Source organism: Nonomuraea antri (genome assembly GCF_013283785.1).
GTDB lineage: Bacteria > Actinomycetota > Actinomycetes > Streptosporangiales > Streptosporangiaceae > Nonomuraea > Nonomuraea antri.
Window position 1 is genome coordinate 34,731 of sequence record NZ_JABCPZ010000043.1, and the last position, 23,091, is coordinate 57,821.

The following is a 23,091-nucleotide window of genomic DNA, read 5'->3' on the forward strand; positions in this document are numbered from 1 at the left end:
GTGAGCCCTAGACCCGCCTGGGCACATCGACCTAGGACCCACGCGAAGGGCCCCGCCACCGGCACGGTGACGGGGCCCCACAGCATCAGGCGGTTACTCGGAGACGCCCAGCTTCTCCAGGATGAGCGCGCGGGCGCGGGCCGCGTCGGCCTTGCCGCGGCTGGCCTTCATCACGCCGCCCACCAGGGCGCCGGCCGCCGCGATCTTGCCGGAGCGGACCTTCTCGGCCGCGTCGGCGTTGTCGGCCAGCACCTGGTCGATGATCGCCGACAGCTCGCCCTCGTCGTTGACGATCTTCAGGCCGCGCTGCTCGACCACGTCGTCCGGCGAACCCTCGCCGGCCATGACGCCTTCCAGCACCTCGCGGGCCAGCTTGTCGTTCAGCGCGCCCTGCGACACCAGCTCGGTGACGCGGGCGATCTGCCCCGGCGTGATGGGCAGGTCGGCCAGCGGCGTGCCGGTCTCGTTGGCGCGCCGCGCCAGCTCGCCCATCCACCACTTGCGCGCGTCGGCCGGCGGGGCGCCGGCCGCGACCGTGGCCTCGACCAGGTCGATCGCGTCGGCGTTGTGCATGGCGGCCATGTCGAGGTCCGACAGCCCCCACTCGGCCTGCAGCCGCTTGCGCTTGACCGAAGGCAGCTCGGGCAGCGCCGCCTTGAGCTCGGCCACCCACGCCTTGTCGGGCGCGATCGGCACCAGGTCGGGCTCGGGGAAGTAGCGGTAGTCCTGCGCCTCTTCCTTGGACCGGCCCGAGGTGGTGGTGCCGGTGTCCTCGTGGAAGTGCCGGGTCTCCTGCGTGATCTTGCCGCCGTCGGCCAGGACACCGGCCTGCCGCTCGATCTCGCTGCGTACCGCGCGCTCGACGCTGCGCAGGGAGTTGACGTTCTTGGTCTCGGTGCGGGTGCCCCACTCCGAGGAGCCGCGCGGCATCAGCGACACGTTGACGTCGCAGCGCAGCGAGCCCTCCTCCATGCGCACGTCGGAGACGCCCAGCGAGCGCATGATCTCGCGCAGCTCGGTCACGTACGCCTTGGCCACCTCGGGCGCCAGCCGGTCGGTGCCGGGGATCGGCTTGGTGACGATCTCGACCAGCGGGATGCCGGCCCGGTTGTAGTCGACGATCGAGTAGTCGGCCCCGTGGATGCGCCCGGTCGCGCCGCCCACGTGGGTGGACTTGCCGGTGTCCTCCTCCAGGTGCACCCGCTCGATCTCGATGCGCACGGTCTCGCCGTTGACCTCGACGTCGATGTAGCCGTCGAAGCAGAGCGGCTCGTCGTACTGGGAGATCTGGTAGTTCTTCGGCATGTCCGGATAGAAGTAGTTCTTCCGGGCGAAACGGCACCACTCGGCGATCGAGCAGTTCAGCGCCAGGCCGATGCGGATCGTCGACTCGATCGCCATCGTGTTGGCCACCGGCAGCGCGCCGGGAAAGGCCAGGCAGGTCGGGCAGACCTGGGTGTTGGGCGGGGCGCCGAAGGCGGTCTTGCAGCCGCAGAACATCTTCGACTTGGTGCCCAGCTCGACGTGCGTCTCCAGCCCGAGCACCGGCTCGAACTTCTCGAGCGCTTCCTCGTACGCCATGGTCATAGCGACGGGGCCTCCTTCAGCAGCGGGCCGCCCCAGCGGCTCTCCAGGGCCTTCTCGACGGCGGCGCCGACGCGGTAGCAGCGGTCGTCGGCCAGCACCGGGGCCATGATCTGCAGGCCGACCGGCAGGTTGTCCTCGTCGGCCAGGCCGCACGGCACCGAGATGGCCGCGTTGCCCGCCAGGTTGGACGGGATCGTGCACAGGTCGGCGAGGTACATCGCCATCGGGTCGTCGGCGCGCTCGCCGATCGCGAACGCCGTGGTCGGCGTCGTGGGCGAGACCAGCACGTCGACCTGCTCATAGGCGGCCTGGAACTCGCGCGAGATGACCGTGCGGACCTTCTGCGCCTGGCCGTAGTAGGCGTCGTAGTAGCCGCTGGACAGCGCGTACGTGCCGAGCATGATGCGCCGCTTGACCTCGGGGCCGAAGCCGGCCGCCCTGGTCAGCGCCATGACCTCCTCGGCGCTGCGGGTGCCGTCGTCGCCGACGCGCAGGCCGTAGCGCATGGCGTCGAAGCGGGCCAGGTTGGACGAGCACTCCGACGGCGCGATCAGGTAGTACGCCGGCAGCGCGGTCGTGAACGACGGGCAGGACACCTCGACGACCGTGGCGCCCAGCGACTCCAGCAGCTTGACCGCCTCGGTGTAGCGGGCCAGCACGCCGGGCTGGTAGCCCTCGCCGCCGAACTCCTTGACGACGCCGATCCGCATGCCCGCGATGTCGGGGTTCCTGGCGGCCTCGACCACGTTCGGGACGGGCGAGTCGATGGAGGTGGAGTCCATCGGGTCGTAGCCGGAGAACGCCTCCTGCAGCAGCGCCGCGTCGAGCACGTTGCGGGCGAACGGGCCCGGCGTGTCGAGCGAGCTGGCGAACGCGATCAGGCCGTAACGGGACGAGCCGCCGTAGGTCGGCTTCATGCCCACCAGGCCGGTCACCGCGGCCGGCTGGCGGATCGAGCCGCCGGTGTCGGTGCCGGTCGACAGCGGCGCCTCGTAGGCGGCCACCGCCGCGCTCGAACCGCCGGACGAGCCGCCGGGCACCCTGCTCAGGTCCCACGGGTTGTGCGTCGGGTGGTAGGCCGAGTTCTCCGTGGACGAGCCCATGGCGAACTCGTCGAGGTTCGTCTTGCCCAGGATGACCAGCCCGGCCTCGCGCAGCCGCCTGGTGACGGTCGCGTCGTACGGCGGCCGCCAGCCCTCCAGGATCTTCGACCCGGCGGTGGTGGGCATGTCGTGGGTGGCGAAGATGTCCTTGTGCGCGATCGGCACGCCGGCCAGCGGGCCGAGCTTCTCGCCCGCCCTGAGCCTGGCGTCGACGGCCCGCGCCTGCTCCACCGTGGTCTCGCGGTCGACGTGCAGGAACGCCTTGACCTTCGGCTCGACCTCGGCGATGCGGTCGAGGTGCGCCTCGGCCACCTCGACGGCCGAGACCTCGCCCTTGGCGATCAGCTCGCCCAGTTCGGCGGCTGTCTTGCGGATCAGACTCATGCCTCCTCCCCGAGGATGCGCGGCACACGGAAGCGGTCGTCCTCGACGGCGGGGGCGCCGGACAGGGCTTGCTCGGGCGTCAGGGACTGTCGCACCTCGTCGGCACGGAAGACATTGGTCAGCGGGAGCGCGTGCGACGAAGGCGGCACGTCCTCGGCGGCGACCTCGGCCACCTTCGCGACCGACTCGATGATGGCATCGAGCTGGGTGGCGTAGTGGTCGAGTTCGTCGTCGGTGAGCGCCAGCCGGGACAACCGGGCCAGGTGCGCGACCTCGTCGCGGGTTATGGCGGACATGAGTCGTTGAACCCGTTTCGTGGATGGAGTTTGGACCCTCCCATCCTAGGGGCCTTGACGGATCCTCCCCGAACCATTAACCGCCTGGTAACACGCCTGACGGCGCTCAGGCGGTCTGGGTGACCTCGGGACGGTAGCCGTACTCGATCTCCGGGGTGCTCTGGAAGCGCTCGCGCAGCCAGATCGTGGCCTCGGCCGGCGGCATCGGCTCGCAGAACAGCCAGCCCTGGCCCAGGTCGCAGCCCAGGTCGGCGAGACGCAGCGCGACGTCCTCCGACTCCACGCCCTCGGCCACCGAGCGCAGCCCCAGCGAGCGGACCAGGTCCACGATGGACCGCACGATGCGCTCGTCGTCCTGCGACTCGGCGATGCGCCGCACGAACGAGGCGTCGATCTTCACCTCGGATACCGCCAGCCGCTGGAGCCTGATCAGCGAGGAGTAGCCGGTGCCGAAGTCGTCGAGCGCCAGCGGCACGCCGAGCACGGCCAGGGCCTTGATCGTCTCCTGGGTGTAGGCCTGGTCGCCGGTCAGGATGCGCTCGGTGACCTCCAGCTGGATCGCCGCCGGCGGCAGCCGGTACTTGGCCAGCCCCAGCTCCAGCCGCTCGGGCAGCGCCGAGTCGAGCAGGTCGCGTGCGCTGATGTTGACCGAGATCTGCACCCGCAGCCCCGAGTGCCACCAGCGGGCGGCCTGTTCCAGCGCGGCGTCGATCACGTACGCGGTGAGCTGGCGCATCAGGTACGACTGCTCGGCCAGCGGGACGAACTCCGACGGCGCGATCGGCCCGCGCACCGGGTGCCGCCAGCGCAGCAGCGCCTCCACCCCGTGCACGGCGTTCGTGGTGAGCCCGACCTTGGGCTGGTAGTGCAGGCGCAGCTCGCGGTTGTCGATGGCGCGGCGCAGGTCGCCGAGCAGGTTGAGCCGTTCGGGCGAGTTACGGTCCTTGTCGGGCAGGTAGAGCTCGACCCCGGTACGCCCCTCCTTGGCCAGGTACATGGCCACGTCGGCCCGCTGGAGCAGCAGCTCGAAGTCGGGGGCGTGATCGGGGTAGAGCGCGATGCCGATCGAGCCGTCGAGGTCGAACGTCATGCCCTCCAGGCGCACCGGCTCGGTCAGCGCCGCACGCAGCCTGGCCGCCACCTCCCTGGCCGCATGGGTGTCCCTGATGGACGGCAGCAGCACCGCGAACTCGTCGCCGCCCAGCCGCGCCACCACGTCGCCCGGGCGTACGGAGTGGGTGAGCTTGTGCGCCACGAGCTGGAGCAGCCGGTCGCCGACCGGGTGCCCCATCGTGTCGTTGACCTCCTTGAACCGGTCGAGGTCGAGCAGCAGCAGACCGACCCGTTCGTCGTGGCGTGACTCGGCCAGCGCCTCCTCGGTGCTGACGATCAGCATCTTGCGGTTCGGCAGGCCGGTCAGCTCGTCGTGCATGGCCTGATGGTCGCGGCGCATGGACAGCGTGGCGGTGAAGTAGACCGCCGCCAGCGGCGCCACGAACAGCGGCACCAGCCCGGGCGAGTGGTTCATCACCACGACCACCAGCGGCGCCAGGCCCAGCAGCGCGGTGTAGACCAGGCTCTGCGGGCCCACCGTGACCCTCAGCACGCGCGCGATCGAGCGCCGCTCGTGCAGCGCGACCGCGCCCGACACCAGCGTGGCCCGGCCGGCGAAGTACGCCACCCCGGCCAGCGCGATCGCCACCAGGTCGTCGCCGGCCGGTGTCCACGGCACGGCGGGGCTCGGCACGATGCCGAACAGCCCGAGCACCACGGCGGCGGCGGTCAGCGCGAGGGTCGACTGACCGATGTTGAACATCACCCGATGCCACGCCTTGCGCGTGACCACCCCGTTCATCGCGACGGCCACGGCCTGCATCAGCACCGCGACAGGCAGCCCGAAGTGCAGCAGCACGGCGAACGTGAACATCGTCGACGGGTACGTGCCCCCCACGGCGGTGGCCGACGAGACCATCACGGGCCTGAGCTCGCCCAGCACCACTAGCACCGCCAGCACCCAGAACAGCGGGGTGCGGGCCAGCTCCACCAGCGGGCCGAGGTCGAGCCGCAGCATGGCCACGACCAGAGCGGTGAAGCCGATCACGGTGACGCCCGCGAGGAACGCCCACAACGGCGTGCCGATGCGAGGTCCTGTGTCGCGGGTGTCGTTTGGGTCAGTCATCGGTAACACAACCCCCATTAGCGTCACTATGGGAGGGTACGGCCTTCACCCCACTTCGCGAAACCAAGCGCGTACGTTCCGTCACTTCTCCTTTCCGACATATACCCAAAAACCACTCAATGTAGCCACCCACCCACTCTTCGCCTACAACCCGGCCGTACCCGCGTACGCGCGGGAACCGCGTACGCGCTCAAAGACCCGCGCACGCCAAGAGACCGGCACACGGAAAGGCCGTGCGGCCCTCCGGGAGACCCCGCCTCCTTCAGCGCGCCGAGTCCACGGCGGACCCGGCCCGGCGGTTACCCCTCCGCCTCGGGTGTGACCGCGACCCGCCCCGCCGCCTCAGGCCCTTCGTTCAGCAGCGTCTCGAAGCCCGCCTCGTCGAGGATCGGCACCCCCAGCCCGACCGCCTTGTCGTACTTCGACCCCGCGTTCTCCCCGGCCACCAGGAACGACGTCTTCTTCGACACCGACCCCGCCACCTTGCCGCCCCGCTGGGAGATCGCCTCGCCCGCCGCGTCGCGGGTGTAGCCGGCCAGGGTTCCGGTGACCACGAACGTGAGCCCTTCGAGGGTCTGCGGCCCCTTGGGCGCGGGCACGCCCTCGTCCGCCATGCGCACCCCGGCCGCCCGCCACCGCTCGACGATCTCGCGGTGCCAGTCGACCTCGAACCACTCCTTGATCGTGGCCGCCACCCTGGGCCCGATGCCCTCGACCGCGGCCAGTTCCTCGACCGAGGCGTTCATGATGGTGTCGATCGAGCGCAGCTCACCGGCCAGCGCCTGCGCGGTCGGCGGCCCGATGTGCCTGATCGACAGCGCCACCAGCACCCGCCACAGCGGCACCTGCTTGGCCTTGTCCAGTTCGTCCAGGACCTTGCGGGCGTTCTGGCTGGGCTCGCCGCTGACGTTGGAGAAGAACGAGACGACCTTCTCCTCGCCGGTCTTCGGGTCGATCTTGGGCAGGCCGCCCATCTCCTGGTCGCGCACCACGGACCTGATCGGGATCAGCTTGTCGAGCGTGAGGTCGAACAGGTCGGCCTCGGTGCGGACCACCGGCTCCTGCGACGGGATCGGCTGCGAGAGCGCGGTGGCCGCGACGTAGCCGAGCCCGTCGATGTCGAGCGCGTTGCGCCCGGCGGCGAAGAACAGCCGCTCGCGGATCTGCGCCGGGCACGAGCGGGCGTTGGGACAACGCAGGTCGGCGTCGCCCTCGCGCTCGTAGGCCAGCTCGGTGCCGCACTCGGGGCAGTGCGTGGGCATCACGAACTCGCGCTCGGAGCCGTCGCGCAGGTCGGCGACCGGGCCGACGATCTCGGGGATCACGTCGCCCGCCTTGCGCAGCACGACCGTGTCGCCGATGAGCACGCCCTTCTTGACCACGACGGCCGCGTTGTGCAGGGTGGCCCGCTCGACCGTGGACCCGGCCACCACGATCGGCTTCATGACCGCGAACGGCGTGACCCGCCCGGTGCGCCCGACGCCCACCTGGATGTCGAGCAGCTTGGTGTTGACCTCTTCCGGCGGGTACTTGAACGCGATCGCCCAGCGCGGGGCCCGCGAGGTGGAGCCCAGCTCGCGCTGCAGCCGGAAGTCGTCGACCTTGACCACCACGCCGTCGATCTCGTACGCCGGATCGTGCCGGTGCTCGCGGTAGTGCTCGATGTAGCCGTTGATGCCGTCGAGGTCGGGCACCACCCGGTAGAGATCGCTCACCGGCAGCCCGAACTCCCGCAGCCGGTCGTAGACCTCGGACTGCGCCTTCGGCACCGCCGAGCCCTCCCACAGCCCGATGCCGTGCACCAGCATGCGCAGCGGCCGCTGCGCGGTGATGCGGGAGTCCTTCTGCCGCAGCGTGCCCGCCGCGCAGTTGCGCGGGTTGGCGAACGGCGGCTTGCCCTGCTCGACGAGCTGCTCGTTGAGCTTCTCGAAGTCGGCGACCGGGATGTAGACCTCGCCGCGCACCTCGATCAGGCTCGGCACGTCGGCGCCGGTGAGCCGGTGCGGCACGCCCTTGATCGTGCGGACGTTCGCCGTGACGTCTTCGCCGGTGCGGCCGTCGCCGCGGGTGGCGGCACGGTCGAGCCGGCCGTCGCGGTAGACCAGCGCGACCGCCAGCCCGTCGATCTTCAGCTCGCACAGGTAGGGGCCCGGCTCGCGCTCGGCCAGCCGGGCGGCGCGCGCCTGCCAGCCCGACATGCCCTCGGCGTCGAAGGCGTTGTCGAGGCTCTCCATCGGCGCCAGGTGCTGGACCTTGGCGAAGTCGCCTGAGACCGCCGCGCCCACCTTCTGCGTGGGCGAGTCGGGGGTCTGCAGCTCGGGATGGCGCTCCTCCAGGGCGAGCAGCTCCTGGAACCAGCCGTCGAACTCGGCGTCGCTGACCGTGGGCCGGTCTTCCACGTAGTAGCGGACGCGAGCGTCCTCGACCAGTTTGCTCAGCTCGGCATGACGTTCAAGCGCGGCGACGGGCACGCCCCCGACGTTCGGCTCGCTCACTCCGGGTCTCCTTCTGGCCTGCGAACAACCCCTGAGCAAACGCTACCGCCGACCACCGACAGGAGCACTCCCCCGGAGCGGGCCACCCTGGGACCGGACCCCATCCCAGATCGAGCGCTTACCAGTGATCTTCCTGCGGGCTCAGCCCTCCCCGGACGGGTCCTCCTTGAGCACCTGCGCCGCCTTGCGGCAGGCCGCCAGCGCCGCCCGCGCGTACGCCGGTGACGCGCCCGCCAGCCCGCACGCCGGGGTCAGCACGACCTGTCCGGCCAGCCGTTCCGGCGCGAAACCCAGCCGCCGCCACAGCTCCAGCGCCGGCTTGGCGACCACGCCCACGTCCGGCAGCCGGGTGTCGCGTCCGGGCACGACGCCGAGCAGCAGCGTGAGCCCGGCCTCGACGCACTCGCCGACCGCGTCCTCGTCGCGCCTGCCCAGCAGGGACGCGTCCAAGGAGATCCCGCGCACCCCGGCCCTGCGCAGCAGGGCGAAGGGCACCGCGCGGGCGCAGCAGTGCACCAGCGGCCGGTCGAACAGCCGCAGCGACTCCTCCACCCGCCACTCCTCGACGGCGGCCAGCCGCCCGAACCCGGAGGCGGTCGGCACGGTGCCGGCCAGCACTCCGGGCAGCCCGGGCTCGTCGAGCTGCAACACGATCTCGCTCACGCCCGGCAGCCGCCGCCGCACCTCGGCGCAGTGGTCGGCCACCCCCTGCGCGAGCGAGTCGGTCAGATCGCGGACGGCGCCAGGATCGGACAGCGCCTTGTCACCGTGCCGCAGCTCCAGTGACGCGGCCAGCGTCCACGGCCCGCAGACCTGCAGCTTGAGCGGCCCGGTGTAGTCGTGCCCGACCTCCTCGAGCCCGTCGAGGTCGCGCCGCAGGTGGTCGACGGCCCGCTGGTGGTCGCGCCCCGGCCGGTCGGTCAGCCGCCACCCCGACGGCTGCACCTCCACGGGCAGGTCGACGAGCAGCGCGGCCGTCCTGCCGATCATGTCGGCGCCGACGCCCCTGGCCGGCAGCTCAGGCAGGTACGGCAGCCCCGGCACCTCGCCGAACACGACCCGGACCGCCTCAAGGTGATCTTCTCCCGGATGCGACCCGACCCCGGTGGCTTCCCACGTAGACATGGGACCAAGCGTAGGCTCTCGAGGATGAAGCTCACCAAATACGGCCACGCGTGCGTGCGGTTGGAGAAGGACGGCAAGGTCCTGGTGATCGACCCGGGCACGTTCACCGAGGGCCCGGTGCTCGACGGCGCCGACGCGGTGCTCGTCACCCACCAGCACTTCGACCACCTCGACGTCGAGCGGCTCAGGTCCGCCGCGCCCGGCCTGGAGGTCTGGACGTGCGAGGGCGTCGCGAACGAGCTGACCGACGTCCCCGCCAAGGTGCAGGTCGTCCGGCACGGCGACGACTTCACCGCGGCCGGTTTCTCGATCAAGGTCTACGGCGAATGGCACGCCAAGAACCACCCCGACGTGCCGATCGTCGGCAACGTCGGCTTCCTGGTGGACGACGAGGTGTTCTACCCCGGCGACGCGCTGACGGTGCCCGGCGTGGACGTCCCTACCTTGCTGGTGCCGACCAACGCCCCGTGGATGAAGCTCATGGAGATGGTCGACTACCTGCGCACCGTGCGGCCGGCGCGGGCGTACTCCACCCACGACGGCCTGCTCAACGACATCGGCCTGACCCTGGTCGACAACTATCTCAAGCTCGAGTCGGACAAGCAGGACGCCGACATGCGCAGGCTCAAAATCGGCGAGTCGGTGGACCTGCCCTGAGGCCCTAGCGCCGCGACGACAGGATCGTGGCCGACCCGATGACGGTGTCGCCCGCGTAGAGCACGGCCGCCTGGCCCGCCGCCACCCCGGTGGCCGGGCGGTCGAGGTGCACGGTCAGGCCGGCGTCGCTCTCCTCGAACCGGCAGCCGTAGACCTCGCCGTGCGCGCGCAACTGCACGGTCAGCTCCCCCGACGCCCGCGCGGGCCCGTTCCACACCGGACGGACGCAGTCGATCGTGGTGACCTCCAGCGCCGCCCGCGGCCCGACCGTGACCGTGTTGGACACCGGCTCGATGGACAGCACGTAGCGTGGCCGGCCGTCGGCGGCCGGCCGGTCGATGTGCAGGCCCTTGCGCTGCCCCACGGTGAAGCCGTGCGCGCCCTGGTGGCTGCCCACGACCTCGCCGCTCTGGTCGACGATCGGCCCTTGCGCCGCGCCGAGCCGCTGGGCCAGGAAGCCGCGCGTGTCGCCGTCGGCGATGAAGCAGATGTCGTGGCTGTCCGGCTTGTCGGCGACGGTCAGGCCGCGCCTGGCCGCCTCCTCGCGCACCTCGGCCTTGGTGGAGCCGCCGAGCGGGAAGATCGCGTGGCTGAGCTGCTCGCGGGTGAGCACGCCCAGCACGTACGACTGGTCCTTGCCCTGGTCGACGCTGCGCGACAACACGCCGTCGGCCAGCTTGGCGTGATGGCCGGTGGCGACGGCGTCGAAGCCGAGCGCCAGCGCCCGGTCGAGCACCGCCTCGAACTTGATCTTCTCGTTGCACCGCAGGCACGGGTTCGGCGTGCGGCCCGCGGCGTATTCGGCCACGAAGTCCTCGACCACATCGCGCTGGAAACGCTCGGCCATGTCCCAGATGTAGAAGGGGATGCCGATGACGTCCGCGGCGCGCCGCGCGTCACGCGAGTCTTCGATGGTGCAACAGCCCCTGGCCCCCGTACGGTGGGATTGTGGATTGGCCGACAAGGCCAGATGCACACCAGTGACGTCGTGACCGGCCTCGGCGATCCGAGCGGCGGCCACGGCTGAGTCGACGCCGCCCGACATGGCGGCAAGCACACGCAGTCCCATGACCGTTCCAGCGTACTGTCCGGCAGGGCGTGCGCGGCCACGGGTTCCGTCTGGGAGGATTCAGCGCATGCGACTGTTCGGGCGCAAGGACGAAGAGGAAGAGCCCACCGGGTCTGACGACGGCATCGCCGGATTCTGGGCGTGGTGGCAGGAGGCGCGGCCCAGGATCGACTCCGCGGTGGCCGCCGGCCAGGCGGAGGAGCTGCAGGAGTGGCTGGCCCCGGCGGTCGAGGCGGTGCACCCCGGCCTGGTCTGGGAGGTGGCGCCGGGCAGGAACGCCGCGCACGCGCTGGTGGTGACGTCGGCGGGAGACGCCGAGCTGCGCGCGCTGGCGCACCGGTGGGCCAGGGCCGCGCCCGAGTCCGACCTGCTGTGGGAGTTCCACCCGTCGCGCCAGGCCAACCCGCAGGCGATGGAGCTCACCCTCGACGTCGGCGGCTACGAGTTCGCACTCGACAAGCTCATGCTCGGCCTGCGCGTGCCGAGAGGCGCGCCCCGCGTCGACGTGGCCGCCTACCACCCGATCTTCGGCGAGCTCGACGAGGACACCAGGATGGAGGCCACGCTGCTGGCGCTCGACTGGCTGCTCGGCGAAGACGACGTGGCCCGCTGGGTGGGCGAGATCACCGCGGCCACGTTCCAGCCGATCGACTCGGTGGCCGCCGTGCACCTGCCCGCCGTGGTCGCCGACCTGGCCTCGGGTTACGAGGAGGAGCAGTGGGTGCTGCTCGAAGGCCAGACGGCCGGCGGCGCCCCGCTGATCGCCACCGCGCGCTACCCGCTGCGCCAGGTCGACCATCCGCTGTTCGACCAGCACATCGCCATCACGCTGCCGTACGCGCACCGCGACGAGAACGGCCTGCCCGTCGGCGACTCGCTGGCCGCGCTGCGCGACTTCGAGGAGCGGCTGGCCGCCCGCCTGCTCAAACTGCACAGCGACGCGGTGCTCGCCGCGCACCTGAGCGCGGAGAGCCACCGGGTCATCCACGTCTACGCCGACCCGACAGGCGAGGCGGCGATCCACGCCAAGGAGCTGATCGTGAGCTGGGAGGAGGGCGAGCCCACGGTCGACGTGGCGAGCGACCCCTCGTGGTCGGCCGTGGCGCCCTTCCTCAACTGAGGCCCGGAGCCGGCCGGGCGGGCTAGCTGAGCCCGGCCCGCCTGGCCCGCTCGACGGCCGCGGGCAGCACCTCGATCAGCCGGTCGACATCGGCCCTGGTGGAGGTGTGGCCCAGGGTGAACCTGAGCGACCCCCTGGCCGCCGCCGCGTCGGCGCCCATGGCCAGCAGCACGTGTGAGGGCTGCGACACCCCGGCCGAGCAGGCCGAGCCGGTCGAGCACTCCACGCCCTTGGCGTCGAGCAGCATGAGCAGCGCGTCTCCCTCGCACCCAGGGAAGGAGAAGTGCGCGTTGCCCGGCAGCCGCTCGGCCGGGTGGCCGTTGAGCACCACGTCGGGCACGGCCGCGCGGACCCGCTCGATCAGCTCGTCGCGCAGCGCGGTGAGCCGCCGCCGCAGCGCCTCCTGCTCCTTGACCGCCGTGCTGACGGCCGCGGCGAGCCCGGCGACGGCGGGCGCGTCGAGCGTGCCGGAGCGCACGTCGCGCTCCTGGCCGCCGCCGTGCTGCACGGACACCGGGGTCAGCCCCCTGGCCAGCAGCAGCGCGCCGACCCCCATCGGGCCGCCGACCTTGTGCCCGGTCATGGTGAGCGCGTCGACGCCCGACTCGCTGAACGACACCGGCAGCTGCCCGACCGCCTGCACCGCGTCGGTGTGGAACGGGATGCCGTGGTCGTGCGCGATCGCGGCCAGCACGTGGACCGGCTGCACGGTGCCGACCTCGTTGTTGGCCCACATGACGCTGATCATGGCGACGTCGTCGGGATCGCGTTCGATGGCCGCGCGCAGCGTCTCGGGGCGCACCTGGCCGTACTCGTCGACCGCCAGCGGCTCCACCTCGGCGCCCTGGCTGTCGGCCAGCCAGCTCGCCGGGTCGAGCGCGGCGTGGTGCTCGATCGAGCTGATCAGGATCCGTTTCCTGGGTGCGCGCGCCCAGTACAGGCCCTTGACCGCGAGGTTGTCGGCCTCGGTGCCGCCCGAGGTGAACACGACCTCGCTCGGCCTGGCGCCCAGTGCGTCGGCGATGGTCTCGCGTGACTCCTCGACCACCCGGCGGGCCCGGCGGCCGGCGGCGTGCAGGGAGGAGGCGTTGCCCACGCGTTTGAGTTGCTCCGTCATGGCCTCGATCGCCTCGGGCAGCATGGGCGTGGTCGCCGCATGATCTAGGTAGGCCGACGGTTGATTCACCCGGCCAGGGTATCTCGTTTGCCACTGTACCGTCCGGACGGTACAGTAGAACGCATGAGACGGGACGAGCTTCTGGATGCCGCTGAGGAACTCCTCTGCGACCTGGGCTCGACCGCGCTCACCCTCTCCGCCGTGGCCGACCGCGCCGGCGTGAGCAAGGGCGGGCTGCTCTACCACTTCAGCACGAAGGAAGCCCTGATCAAGGGCATGGTCGAGCGGCTCATCGAGGAGTTCGACCAGCTCATCGCCGAGCAGCCCGACGCCACCTACACCGAGCGCTACCTGGGCGCCACGCTGGCCGCCGTCCGTTCGGGGCGGCTGCGACGCTGGGCCGTCGTCACGAGCGCGTCGGGCAACATCTACCTGCTCACGCCGCTGCGCGAGGCGATGGCCCGCTGGCACCGCGAGGGGCTGGGCGAGGAGCCCGACCCGCTGGCGTCGCAGATCGTCCGGCTCGCCTGTGAGGGGCTCTGGGACGTGGCCAGCCACGACCCGGGGCTGAACGGCGAGAGCGACCTGCGGGCACTCGACACCCGGCTGAGAGCCCTGCTCAAACCCGGCTGAGAGCGGCTCCCATCCCGCCGACCGGCCACCCCGAGCGCCGGGGCCGGCGCGAGCCGGTAAGGACCAACACGGGCACGAGCCTGCGAGGACCAGCGCGAGGCCGCCGGCCACCGTGAGGCTCACATGGGCGGCCCGAGCCCGCGCGCCGCTCACAGAAGCCCGGCCCCTCGTCCGGACCGCATCCCCGCCCTTCCTGCCCTCCCCTCCTGCCCTTCCTGTTCGGCGAGCCGCCGAAGCCCCCGCGCGGCCGGTCGCCGTGCTCAGGGATCCCCGTCCAGACCCGTCCCGCCTCGGGGCGCCCGATTTATGACGACATATTGCGACTTGTGAGGTGCGCTGATGACCCGCGACCTGAGGACCGCCCGTAACGGGGCGGTTCTCACCTTCGTCCTTGCCGGCCTGATGGTGGGCACGATGACCGTGCGCATCCCCGCGCTGACCGACAAACTCGGCCTGTCCGAGTCCACGGTCGGCGCGATCCTGCTCGTGTGGGGCCTGGGCGCCTTGGTGACCATGCAGTCCATGCGGCGCGTGATGGCCAGGGCCGGCAGCAGGACGGTCCTGCGGATCGGCGGACCCCTGACCGCGCTCGGCCTGCCGGCCGTGGCGTTCGCGCCCGACCTGCCGCTGCTGCTGGCCGCCGCCGCGTTCTTCGGCATGGCCTTCGGCACCGTCGACATCGCCATGAACGCCCAGGGCTCCACGGTCGAGCAGGCCCACGGCCGTCCGCTGATGAACGGCATGCACGCGGGCTGGTGCGTCGGCGCCATCGCGGCCGGCGGCCTGGGCAGCCTGGCCATCGCGCTGGGCCTGTCGTTCACGGCCAACGTGATGCTGGTCGCGCTCGTCTCGCTGCCCGTGATGATCCTGCTCGGCCGTACGTACCTGCCGGACCAGCGGGCCGAGACGGCGGCGGGCAAGGCGGGACGGCGGATGCCCGCGATCGTCTACCTGCTCGGCGCGATCATGTTCTTCGCCTTCATGGTCGAGGGCACCGTGGCCGACTGGAACGGCCTGTACATGCGGGACGAGCTGGGCGCCCCCGAGGCCCTGGCCGCGCTCGGCTACCCGATCTTCGAGGTCGGCATGCTGATCGCCAGGCTCACCGGCGACCGGCTGCGCGCCAGGTTCGGCGTACGCGGCATGATGACCGTCTCCGGCCTGGCCACGGCCGGGTTCTTCACGGTCGTGCTGGCCGGGCCCGTGCCGACGGTGGCGCTGTTCGCGATGTTCTTCGTCGGACTCGGCGTGGCGACGATCTCGCCGATGACGTTGTCGCTGGCCGGCACCGCCACCGCCAACCCGGGCCCGGCCATCGCTCAGGCGGGCGCCATGGGCTACGCCGGGCTGCTGCTCGGCCCGGTGGCCATCGGCTTCCTGTCGGACGCCACGTCCCTGCACACGGCGCTGTCGCTGGCGGTCGTGCTCGGCGTGCTGATCGCGCTGGCCGCCCGCTTCCTGCCGCGCGCCGAGCCCGCCCTGACCGTCGCGCCCCGGCCGGCGGAGCAGGCCACGGGTGAGCGCGTCAGGGAGCCTGCCGAGGTCGCCGCATGAGGTGACAAATGTCATCCTTGATCGCTGCGAAGTTCAGCCGGGACCGATGAGATCGGCGACTGCCGTCCACCACCGGTCCGGCGGCACAGTATGTGACGTGAACACCACAGCGATCGAGGTGCACGGCCTGCACCAGAAGTACGGCGACTTCGAAGCGGTCAAGGGGATCGGCTTCGAGGTCGGCCGCGGCCAGCTGTACGCGCTGCTGGGCACCAACGGCGCGGGCAAGACGACCACCCTGGACGTCCTGGAGGGCTTCCACGCCCCCACCGGCGGCCGGGTGCGCGTGCTCGGCCACGACCCGTTCGCCGAGCGCGCGCAGGTCCGGCACCGGATCGGCATCGTCCACCAGGAGGCCGGCTTCTACAAGGACCTCACGGTGGCCGAGACCATCGACGCCTGGCGCCGCTGGACCCCGCACGCCCTGGAGCGGCGCGAGGTCCTGGGCCGGGTCGGCCTGGCGCACCGCGAGCAGGTACGCGTCTCGCAGCTGTCCGGTGGCGAGAAGCGCCGGCTCGACCTGGCCCTGGCCGTCCTGGGCCGGCCGGAGGTGCTGTTCCTGGACGAGCCCACGACCGGGCTCGACCCCGAGGCGCGCCGCAACGTGTGGGAGCTGATCAGGGGCATGGTCGACGAGGGCACGACCGTTCTGCTCACCACGCACTACCTGGACGAGGCCGAGCAGCTGGCCCACCGGCTGGCGATCATGCACGGGGGCCGGATCGTCACCGAGGGCACGCTGGCCGAGGTGCTCGGCCGGCGCGGCACGCGCATCACCTTCAGGCTGGCCGGCTTCGGTCCCGCCGATCTGCCTTACGGCTCCGACCTGGTCAAGCGGTCGGTCGAGCTGTCGGGCGAGGAGTTCACCGTGGAGACCGACGCGGCGCAGGAGGACCTGCACACGCTGCTGGTCTGGGCGCACGAGCGCCGCATCGAACTGGGCACGCTCGAGGTACGCAGGCCGTCCCTCGAAGAGATCTTCCTGGACGTGGCGGAGACGGAGAAGGTGGCGGCATGAGCTGGTTGTCGATGACGTGGGCGCAGGCGCGGCTCAACCAGACGGTGCTGCTGCGGCAGCGCGGGATGGCCTTCAGCGTGCTGTTCCTCCCGCTGTTCCTGGCCTTCGTCTACACCTCGGGCCCGACGATCGAGGGCGGCGTGAACGGCGTGCCCGGCACGGTCTACGCGGCCGTGGGCGCGATGGCGGTGGTGTTCCCGTTCTCGTACATGACCATCGCCACCGGCATCGTGGTCAGGCGTGAGGAGCGGGTGTACAAGCGGCTGCGCGGCAGCGCGCTGCCGACCAGCGCGATCTTCGCCGGCGACATCCTGCACGCCACGCTGGTGGGTGCGGTGCAGGCGGCGCTCATCCTGGGCTACGCGATCGCGGCGGTGAAGGCGCCGGTCCCGGCGAACATCCCGCTCATGCTGCTGGCGTTCGTGCTCGGCGCGGCCGTGTTCGCCGCGCTCGCGATCGGCACGGCCGGTCTGATCCCCAACTACGAGGTGGCCCAGCTGGTGGCGCTGCCGGTGTTGTTCCTCAGCCTGTTCGGCTCGGGGATGATCGTCCCGCTGACCTCGCTGCCCGACTGGGGGCAGCGGATCGCCGAGGCGCTGCCGCTGACCCCGGTGGTGAGCATGCTGCGCACCGGGTTCCTGGGCCGCGACTTCAGCGTCGACTCCGCTCCCGAGGTGGGCTTCCTGGAGTCGTTCCAGGTCTCGGCCGCCGGTCTGGCGATCGCGCTGCTGTGGGTCGGCGTCGGGCTGCTGTCCACCCGCCAGTACTTCCGCTGGGAGCCGCGCCGCGCCTGACCTCGGAGTCACCTGGTCTCCGAGCCGCCTGATCTCGGAGCCGCCTGATCTCGGAGCCGCACGCCGACGGCGCCGCACCCGTAAGGGATGCGGCGCCGTCGGCGTTTCGCGCTACTTCCGCTTGACGACCTCTTCGGTCAGCTGCGGGACGACCTGGTGCAGGTCGCCCACGACCCCGTAGTCGGCCAGCTCGAAGATCGGCGCCTCCGGGTCCTTGTTGATCGCGATGATCGTCTTGGCCGTCTGCATGCCCGCCCGGTGCTGGATCGCGCCGGAGATGCCGGCCGCGATGTACAGCTGCGGCGAGACGGTCTTGCCCGTCTGGCCGACCTGGAACTGGTGCGGGTACCAGCCGGCGTCCGTGGCGGCGCGCGAGGCGCCCACGGCCGCGCCCAGCGCGTCGGCCAGGCCCTCGATGACCGAGAAGTTCTCGGCAGAGCCCACGCCGCGGCCGCCGGAGACCACGATGGCGGCCTCGGTCAGCTCGGGGCGCGCGCCCTTCTCCTGCTTGACGCGCTCGACGATGCGGGCGGCCTTGGCGGAGTCGGACAGCGCGACCGACACCTCCTCCTCCGCACCGGCGCCCGCCGCGGCCTCGGGGGCCGTGGAGTTCGGGCGTACGGCGACGATCGGGGTGCCCTTGGCCACGCGCGACTGCACGTTGACGCCACCACCGAAGATCGACTGGTCGGCCACGAAGCCCTCGCGCAGCCCGACGGCGTCGGTGATGACGCCGGAGTCGGTCTTGACGGCGAGCCGGCCGGCCACTTCCTTGCCCTCGGCCGTGGCGGCCACGAGCACGGCGGCGGGCGACTTCTCGGCGACGAGCTGGGCCAGCAGCTCGGCCTTGGGCGCGACCACGTAGTCGACGACGTCGCTGGAACCGGCGACGTAGATCTTGTCCGCGCCGTACTCGGCCAGCTTGGCCTTGGCCTCGGCGGTGATGCCGGGCCCCGCCCAGACGGCGGCGGGCGTGCCGAGCGAGCGGGCCAGGGTCAGCAGTTCGAGCGTGACCTTCTTGACCTCGCCGTCGACCTGCTCCACGAGAACGAGAATCTCCGACATATCAGCTTGTTCTCTCCCGTGCTCAGATGAACTTCTTCGAGGCGAGGAAGTCGGCGGCCTTCTGGCCTCCGTCGCCCTCGTCCTTGACGATGGTGCCGGCCGCGCGCGGCGGGGCGGCGGCGAACTCGACGACCTCGGACCAGGCGGCGCCCAGGCCCACCTGCGCGCCGTCGATCTCGGCGTCGGCGATGGCCAGCGTCTCGACCGGCTTCTTCTTGGCCGCCATGATGCCCTTGAAGGACGGGTAACGCGGCTCGTTGATCTTCTCGACCACCGACACGACGGCCGGCAGCGAGGCCTCGACCTTGTCGTAGCCGTAGTCGGTCAGACGCTGGACGCTGATCGAGGAGCCCGCCACGTCGACCTTGTTGGCCAACGTGAGCTGCGGCGTGCCGAGGCGCTCGGCCAGCATCGCGGGCAGCACGCCGGTGCGGGCGTCGGTCGACTCGGAGCCCAGGATGACCAGGTCGAACCCGATCTTCTTGAGCACCTGGGCCATGGCGTACGAGGTGGACAGCGCGTCGGAGCCGTGCAGGGCGTCGTCGCTCAGGTGGACGGCCTTGTCGGCGCCCATGGCCAGGGCCTTGCGGATGGTCTCGGTGGCCTTGCCAGGACCCATGGTCAGAACGGTGACCTCACCGCCATGGGCTTCCTTGAGCTTCAGCGCCTCCTCGACCGCATACTCGTCAAGCTCGTTCACCACGCCGTCGACGGCGTCGCGGTCGAGCGTCTTGTCATCGGACCGCAGCTTGCGCTCGGTCGCCGTGTCGGGGACCTGCTTCACGCAGACGACGATGTTCATGGCCGGTGGCCGACCTCCCGTGTTCGCGTGCGCCACCGCGACGTTGCGATGGGCGCCGGATGCATCCTGTCCAGACTGCCAGGTGCCCATGAGGCTCGTGACAGAGGGTGGGTCAGAGGCTAGCCCTGGCTCCCGCGGTCATGTTACCCATGGGTAGCTTACGCGCAAACCCGCAGCTTGTGCGGTTCGCGCGAAAAGCCGTACCACACCCCACCCTACCGAACTTTGTTCCGTTTCCGGTCTATGGGGTCGATCGGAAATCGCGATCAAGCCGAGACCAGGAACACGATGCCCACCACCAGCGCAGTACCGGCGAACAGGGCCAGCGTGAACGTGCTGAAGAACGTGCTCAGCGCCAGGCACAGCCCCACCGCGCCGGCCACGCCGAGCAGGTCCATGATCATGCGTCCGCGTCTGAACGGGCTGCGCGAGAACAGCGCCACCCCCGCGTCGACCACCACGACCAGCGCGAACGCCGACAGCAGGAACAACGACACCTCGGGCAGCGGCTCACGCGCCGCGGCGGCCAACAGCGACACGAACAACGCCGAGCCGACCAGCCACCACCTGCGAATCTTCTCCCGGTGCCGGGCCCGCGACTCCTCCACGCTCTCGCGCCGCCGCTCCTGACCAGGACGCCACTCCCTGGTGGCCAGGTCGTCGTGCTCGCGTGGCGGCGGCGCGACCGTGGCGACCTTCCTGCGTGCCGCGCGCCGCGCCTTGGGCACCGGGGCGCCGTCGAGCCTGGCGCGGATCTGCGCGGCCGTGGGACGCAGCGCCGGATCGGTGGCCAGGCAGTCGCGTAACAGCGGCGCCAGCCACTCGGGCGCGCCGTCCAGGTCGGGCTCGTGGTGCACCACGCGGTAGGCGACCGCCGAGGCGGGGCCCTGGCCGTACGGCTGGCGTCCGGTGGCCGCGTAGGCCAGCGTGGCGCCGAAGGAGAACACGTCGGCCGCCATGCCCGCCGCGCCGCCTTCGAGCACCTCGGGGGCCAGGTAGCCGGGCGTGCCCACCACCGCGCCCGAGGCCGTCACGGACAGCGAGTCGAGCGCGCTGGCGATGCCGAAGTCGATGACGACGGGTTCGCCCTCGGTCATCATCACGTTGGCCGGCTTGAGATCGCGGTGCACGACGCCTGCCTCGTGCATGGCCAGCAGGGCGTCGGCCAGCCCGCTCGCCAGCCGGCCCAGGTCCTCCACCGGCACCGGCACCGCGCTCAGCGGGCGGCCCTGGACGTACCGCGTGACCAGGTAGGGTCTGGCGCCCGCCAGCGAGGCGTCGAGCACCTCGGCCACGTGCGGGCCGCCGACCCTGCGCATCGTCTCGACCTCGCGGGCCAGCCTGGACACCGCGGCCACGTCGGCCGCCACGTGCGGGTGCAGCACCTTGACCGCGACCGTGCGGCCCTCGGCGTCGAGCGCCAGGTGCACCTCGCCGAAACCGCCTGCCCCGAGCCTGGAGAGAAGCTCGTACGGGCCGAGGTGCTCGCTCATACCTCTTCTCTCCCCTCACCGGCCCGCGCGGACACTCAGTTCCAGGGCAGCATGGACCCCAGCCCGGATCGCAATCCGTCGAGCAGGTCCTGGAACAGCCCGGACAGCAGGCCCGTCACGCTGTTACGCGCCTCGCTGGTCAGTTCGTCGATGACGGTCTTCGGCTCCCGCCACGGCGACCAGACCGTCTCCTGGCCCATGGCGAACATCACCGCGAACAACGCGGCCGTACCCACCAGCAGGACCGCCACCAGCGCCGCGCCCGGCGAGCGCAGCACGCCGGTCAGCGAGCGCGTGACGGCCTTGCGCGGCGCCCCGCCGCCGGGCAGCACGAACAGCCCCGCGGCGAACGCCCCGGCCGCGTACGCCGCGGCGGGGTTGATGTCCATGTTGCCGCCCCACCGCAGCGCGCCCCACACGCAGAAGCCGAACAACATCGCCAGCGGGACGTGCACCGTGGTCACGAGCGCCGACTTGACCAGCGCCCACGGCGTGCCGAGCACGGCCAGCAGCCCGTCGCTCGGGCTGCTGCCGCGCAGTTGCCGCCGCTTGACCAGGTCGCCGAACAGGTATTCGCCCACCCGCAGCACCACCGCCAGCGCGATGGCCACCGCGCTCACCGCGACCGGCATCATCACCGTCAGCGCGACCAGCGTGACCAGCAGGAGCAGGCCGACGAGCTGGCTGCCGAACAGGTAACGCTTGCGTTCCGACGGCGGCGTGTAACGCGGCGCGGCGGCCGGTGGCGCGGCCGCCCGCGGCGCCGGGGCGGGGACGTAGGGCGGCGGCTGCGTCGCGGGCGGCGGCGGGCCGTAGCCCGCGACACGCTGGTCGGGACGCGGCGCCGGCGGCCTGCCCGGCATCGGCGCGGGCACGTACGGCGGCGGCTGCTCCTCGCGCCGCCGCTCCTCGCGCCTGGGCTTGCGCTCCTCGGGCCTGGGCCTGCGCTCCTCACGCTGCGGCGTGCCGTACTCCACCGGCGGCAGCAGGTCGGCGAAGCTGTCCATCTGCCGCGTGCCGCCGCCCATGCGCTTGGTGCCCGTCGGGCCTTCGAGCGCCGTCTCGTGGAACGTGGTCACCGACGGGTCGAGCTCCCTGGACATGCGCAGCAGCTCTTTGGCCCCGGGACGGGCGGTGGCCTCGACGTTCAGCGCCCGGCCGAGCCAGCCGCGCAGCCAGGCCGGCGCCTTGTCGAGCTGGGCCCGGCCTTCCATGATGTTGAAGCAGACCGCCTCGAACGTGCCGGTGCCGAACGGCGGCGCGCCCACGGCGGCGAAGAACACCGTCGAGGCCAGCGCGTGCACGTCGGCCGCCTGGGTGATCTCCGAGTCGCGGATGATCTCGGGCGCGAGATAGCCCGGCGTGCCGACGAACATGCCGGTCTGGGTGAGCCTGGTGGCGTTCACCAGGTGGGCGATGCCGAAGTCGATGACCAGCGGCTCGCCCTCGACCAGCATGACGTTCGACGGCTTGAAGTCGCGGTGGATCACGTCGGCCGCGTGGATGGCCACCAGCGCCTGGCACAGGCCCTGCGCCAGGCGGATGAGCTCGCGGGCCGGCAGCGGCCCGTCGGCCAGCACGGTGTCCTCCAGCGTGCGGCCGGGCGCGAAGCGGGTGACGACGTACGGCTGGCCCCCCACCAGCTCGGCGTCGATCACCTCGGCCACGTTCGGGCTGCGCACCCTGCGCATGGTCTCGACCTCGCGGGTCAGCCGGTCGCGCGCCTTGAGGTCGGCGGCCACGTGCGGGTGCAGCACCTTGATGGCCACTTCGCGGCCCTCGGTGTCGAGCCCGAGGTGGACGACGCCCATGCCGCCCTCGCCGATCTTCCTGACGAGCCGGTACGGGCCGAGCCGCTCTGGTGCCTGCGTGCTCATCGCCACCTCACCCGCGTCATCCCCCGGAATTCCCCCTCAGGTCGGTGAGCTGTGTCTCCAACCAGCCGACATCTACCGGAGCCCATACGGCCTCCCTTGAACGGTCCCCGAACGTGCTGTAGGCGAGGATCAGCGAGAGCGCGGCCCCCGCCGCGAGAACCCCGGCCATCACCATCGCCGCTGTTCTCGAGGGTACGAGGGATGACAACGTTCTGCGCATCTGCCTGCCCGGGCCCTCGACGCCGGGCCCGGCGCACACGGTCCACAACGCTACCGCGGCGCCCCACGCCAGGGCGTTGGACGGATCGGTCTTGACCACCACGCTGAGCAGCAGGGTCACGGGCAGGCCGAGGATGAGCGCGTACAGTACCAGCGCCAGCGTGATGCCGGCCGACTTGGCCAGCGCGTACGGGTAGGCGAACACCCGCAGCACGTCGAGCGCGGCCGAACCGGCAGGACGGCGCGTGTGCAGCTCGGGCTGGGCCAGGTCGGCGGCGCGCAGCAGCACCGCGACCGGGATCGCCACCACGGCCACCAGCACCGGCGCCATGACGGCCGCCACGATCATGAGCACCAGCAGCATCGCGCTCGCCACGCCGTAGGCGTGTGAGCGCGCCAGCGGCTGCCCCGCCACCGCGCCCGGGATGAACGGCTCCCGCTTGGTGCCCGGGTCGGGCGCGAACTGCGGCTGCGCCGGGATGTAGGGCGGGGGCTGCATCGGGG

Annotated in this window: 19 protein-coding genes; 6 read left to right on the forward strand and 13 right to left on the reverse strand. The window is 71.6% G+C overall.

The window, feature by feature from the left end; all coding sequences use genetic code 11:
- Positions 1-93: 93 nt before the first annotated feature.
- The 6 genes from gatB to HII36_RS16895 all read right to left on the reverse strand — a co-directional run bounded on the left by gatB (position 94) and on the right by HII36_RS16895 (position 9,169).
- Complete coding sequence (gatB, locus tag HII36_RS16870; protein WP_217369610.1) at positions 94-1,581, reverse strand: Asp-tRNA(Asn)/Glu-tRNA(Gln) amidotransferase subunit GatB; 1,488 nt, start codon at positions 1,579-1,581, stop codon at positions 94-96.
- Between the two features lie 2 nt (positions 1,582-1,583).
- The gene (gene gatA, locus HII36_RS16875; RefSeq protein ID WP_173524142.1) at positions 1,584-3,074 is read right to left on the reverse strand and encodes an Asp-tRNA(Asn)/Glu-tRNA(Gln) amidotransferase subunit GatA; all 1,491 of its coding nucleotides are present in this window, start codon (positions 3,072-3,074) and stop codon (positions 1,584-1,586) included.
- Entirely contained in the window at positions 3,071-3,370 is a 300-nt protein-coding gene (gene gatC, locus HII36_RS16880) for an Asp-tRNA(Asn)/Glu-tRNA(Gln) amidotransferase subunit GatC (protein WP_101787882.1), read from the reverse strand. The genes gatA and gatC overlap by 4 nt, the downstream gene beginning before the upstream one ends.
- Before the next feature lie 106 nt (positions 3,371-3,476).
- The gene (locus HII36_RS16885; RefSeq protein WP_173524143.1) at positions 3,477-5,549 is read right to left on the reverse strand and encodes a putative bifunctional diguanylate cyclase/phosphodiesterase; all 2,073 of its coding nucleotides are present in this window, start codon (positions 5,547-5,549) and stop codon (positions 3,477-3,479) included.
- Positions 5,550-5,848: 299 nt separating this feature from the next.
- The gene (gene ligA, locus HII36_RS16890; RefSeq protein WP_173524144.1) at positions 5,849-8,044 is read right to left on the reverse strand and encodes an NAD-dependent DNA ligase LigA; all 2,196 of its coding nucleotides are present in this window, start codon (positions 8,042-8,044) and stop codon (positions 5,849-5,851) included.
- 141 nt (positions 8,045-8,185) lie between these two features.
- Positions 8,186-9,169 (reverse strand): methionine synthase, encoded by a 984-nt coding sequence (locus HII36_RS16895; RefSeq protein ID WP_173524145.1) that lies wholly within the window; start codon positions 9,167-9,169, stop codon positions 8,186-8,188.
- A gap of 24 nt (positions 9,170-9,193) precedes the next feature.
- On the opposite strand from HII36_RS16895, the gene HII36_RS16900 reads away from it, so the two are divergent.
- Positions 9,194-9,826 carry an MBL fold metallo-hydrolase gene (locus HII36_RS16900; protein WP_173524146.1) on the forward strand — a complete coding sequence of 211 codons (633 nt, stop codon included), beginning with the start codon at positions 9,194-9,196 and terminating at the stop codon, positions 9,824-9,826.
- A 4-nt stretch (positions 9,827-9,830) separates the two neighbouring features.
- On the opposite strand, the gene mnmA is transcribed toward HII36_RS16900, so the two are convergent.
- On the reverse strand, positions 9,831-10,895 hold the full coding sequence (mnmA, locus tag HII36_RS16905; RefSeq protein ID WP_173524147.1) for a tRNA 2-thiouridine(34) synthase MnmA: 1,065 nt from the start codon (positions 10,893-10,895) through the stop codon (positions 9,831-9,833).
- Positions 10,896-10,962: 67 nt separating this feature from the next.
- Here mnmA and HII36_RS16910 point away from each other — a divergent pair, with 67 nt between their 5' ends.
- On the forward strand, positions 10,963-12,015 hold the full coding sequence (locus HII36_RS16910; RefSeq protein WP_173524148.1) for a DUF695 domain-containing protein: 1,053 nt from the start codon (positions 10,963-10,965) through the stop codon (positions 12,013-12,015).
- Between the two features lie 22 nt (positions 12,016-12,037).
- On the opposite strand, the gene HII36_RS16915 is transcribed toward HII36_RS16910, so the two are convergent.
- Entirely contained in the window at positions 12,038-13,156 is a 1,119-nt protein-coding gene (locus HII36_RS16915; protein WP_217369611.1) for a cysteine desulfurase family protein, read from the reverse strand.
- Between the two features lie 99 nt (positions 13,157-13,255).
- Here HII36_RS16915 and HII36_RS16920 point away from each other — a divergent pair, with 99 nt between their 5' ends.
- From HII36_RS16920 to HII36_RS16935, 4 genes are all read left to right on the forward strand, one after another.
- The gene (locus tag HII36_RS16920; protein ID WP_173524149.1) at positions 13,256-13,765 is read left to right on the forward strand and encodes a TetR/AcrR family transcriptional regulator; all 510 of its coding nucleotides are present in this window, start codon (positions 13,256-13,258) and stop codon (positions 13,763-13,765) included.
- Positions 13,766-14,104: 339 nt separating this feature from the next.
- On the forward strand, positions 14,105-15,319 hold the full coding sequence (locus tag HII36_RS16925) for an MFS transporter (protein ID WP_173524150.1): 1,215 nt from the start codon (positions 14,105-14,107) through the stop codon (positions 15,317-15,319).
- Positions 15,320-15,416: 97 nt separating this feature from the next.
- Positions 15,417-16,337: an ABC transporter ATP-binding protein gene (locus HII36_RS16930; RefSeq protein ID WP_328807746.1), complete on the forward strand. Its 921-nt coding sequence runs from the start codon at positions 15,417-15,419 to the stop codon at positions 16,335-16,337.
- The gene (locus tag HII36_RS16935; RefSeq protein ID WP_173524152.1) at positions 16,334-17,131 is read left to right on the forward strand and encodes an ABC transporter permease; all 798 of its coding nucleotides are present in this window, start codon (positions 16,334-16,336) and stop codon (positions 17,129-17,131) included. Before HII36_RS16930 ends, HII36_RS16935 begins: the two co-directional genes overlap by 4 nt.
- A gap of 111 nt (positions 17,132-17,242) precedes the next feature.
- Here HII36_RS16935 and HII36_RS16940 read toward each other — a convergent pair whose 3' ends face one another.
- From HII36_RS16940 to HII36_RS16960, 5 genes are all read right to left on the reverse strand, one after another.
- Complete coding sequence (locus HII36_RS16940) at positions 17,243-18,196, reverse strand: electron transfer flavoprotein subunit alpha/FixB family protein (RefSeq protein ID WP_173524153.1); 954 nt, start codon at positions 18,194-18,196, stop codon at positions 17,243-17,245.
- 22 nt (positions 18,197-18,218) lie between these two features.
- Complete coding sequence (locus tag HII36_RS16945; RefSeq protein ID WP_173524154.1) at positions 18,219-18,998, reverse strand: electron transfer flavoprotein subunit beta/FixA family protein; 780 nt, start codon at positions 18,996-18,998, stop codon at positions 18,219-18,221.
- A gap of 266 nt (positions 18,999-19,264) precedes the next feature.
- Entirely contained in the window at positions 19,265-20,491 is a 1,227-nt protein-coding gene (locus HII36_RS16950; protein ID WP_173524155.1) for a serine/threonine-protein kinase, read from the reverse strand.
- 35 nt (positions 20,492-20,526) lie between these two features.
- A complete protein-coding gene (locus HII36_RS16955; RefSeq protein ID WP_173524156.1) occupies positions 20,527-22,368 on the reverse strand; it encodes a serine/threonine-protein kinase in 1,842 nt (613 codons plus the stop codon).
- A gap of 16 nt (positions 22,369-22,384) precedes the next feature.
- Positions 22,385-23,091: hypothetical protein (locus HII36_RS16960; protein ID WP_173524157.1), on the reverse strand; the 707-nt coding region annotated here is incomplete at its 5' end.

What these genes read in the sequence shown, in the direction of transcription:
- gatB (WP_217369610.1), bottom strand. Translation starts at nt 1,581, where the DNA reads ATGGCGTACGAGGAAGCGCTCGAGAAGTTCGAGCCGGTGCTCGGGCTG.
- gatA (WP_173524142.1), bottom strand. Translation starts at nt 3,074, where the DNA reads ATGAGTCTGATCCGCAAGACAGCCGCCGAACTGGGCGAGCTGATCGCC.
- gatC (WP_101787882.1), bottom strand. Translation starts at nt 3,370, where the DNA reads ATGTCCGCCATAACCCGCGACGAGGTCGCGCACCTGGCCCGGTTGTCC.
- HII36_RS16885 (WP_173524143.1), bottom strand. Translation starts at nt 5,549, where the DNA reads ATGACTGACCCAAACGACACCCGCGACACAGGACCTCGCATCGGCACG.
- HII36_RS16895 (WP_173524145.1), bottom strand. Translation starts at nt 9,169, where the DNA reads ATGTCTACGTGGGAAGCCACCGGGGTCGGGTCGCATCCGGGAGAAGAT.
- HII36_RS16900 (WP_173524146.1), top strand. Translation starts at nt 9,194, where the DNA reads ATGAAGCTCACCAAATACGGCCACGCGTGCGTGCGGTTGGAGAAGGAC.
- mnmA (WP_173524147.1), bottom strand. Translation starts at nt 10,895, where the DNA reads ATGGGACTGCGTGTGCTTGCCGCCATGTCGGGCGGCGTCGACTCAGCC.
- HII36_RS16910 (WP_173524148.1), top strand. Translation starts at nt 10,963, where the DNA reads ATGCGACTGTTCGGGCGCAAGGACGAAGAGGAAGAGCCCACCGGGTCT.
- HII36_RS16915 (WP_217369611.1), bottom strand. Translation starts at nt 13,156, where the DNA reads ATGCTGCCCGAGGCGATCGAGGCCATGACGGAGCAACTCAAACGCGTG.
- HII36_RS16920 (WP_173524149.1), top strand. Translation starts at nt 13,256, where the DNA reads ATGAGACGGGACGAGCTTCTGGATGCCGCTGAGGAACTCCTCTGCGAC.
- HII36_RS16925 (WP_173524150.1), top strand. Translation starts at nt 14,105, where the DNA reads ATGACCCGCGACCTGAGGACCGCCCGTAACGGGGCGGTTCTCACCTTC.
- HII36_RS16935 (WP_173524152.1), top strand. Translation starts at nt 16,334, where the DNA reads ATGAGCTGGTTGTCGATGACGTGGGCGCAGGCGCGGCTCAACCAGACG.
- HII36_RS16940 (WP_173524153.1), bottom strand. Translation starts at nt 18,196, where the DNA reads ATGTCGGAGATTCTCGTTCTCGTGGAGCAGGTCGACGGCGAGGTCAAG.
- HII36_RS16945 (WP_173524154.1), bottom strand. Translation starts at nt 18,998, where the DNA reads ATGAACATCGTCGTCTGCGTGAAGCAGGTCCCCGACACGGCGACCGAG.
- HII36_RS16950 (WP_173524155.1), bottom strand. Translation starts at nt 20,491, where the DNA reads ATGAGCGAGCACCTCGGCCCGTACGAGCTTCTCTCCAGGCTCGGGGCA.
- HII36_RS16955 (WP_173524156.1), bottom strand. Translation starts at nt 22,368, where the DNA reads ATGAGCACGCAGGCACCAGAGCGGCTCGGCCCGTACCGGCTCGTCAGG.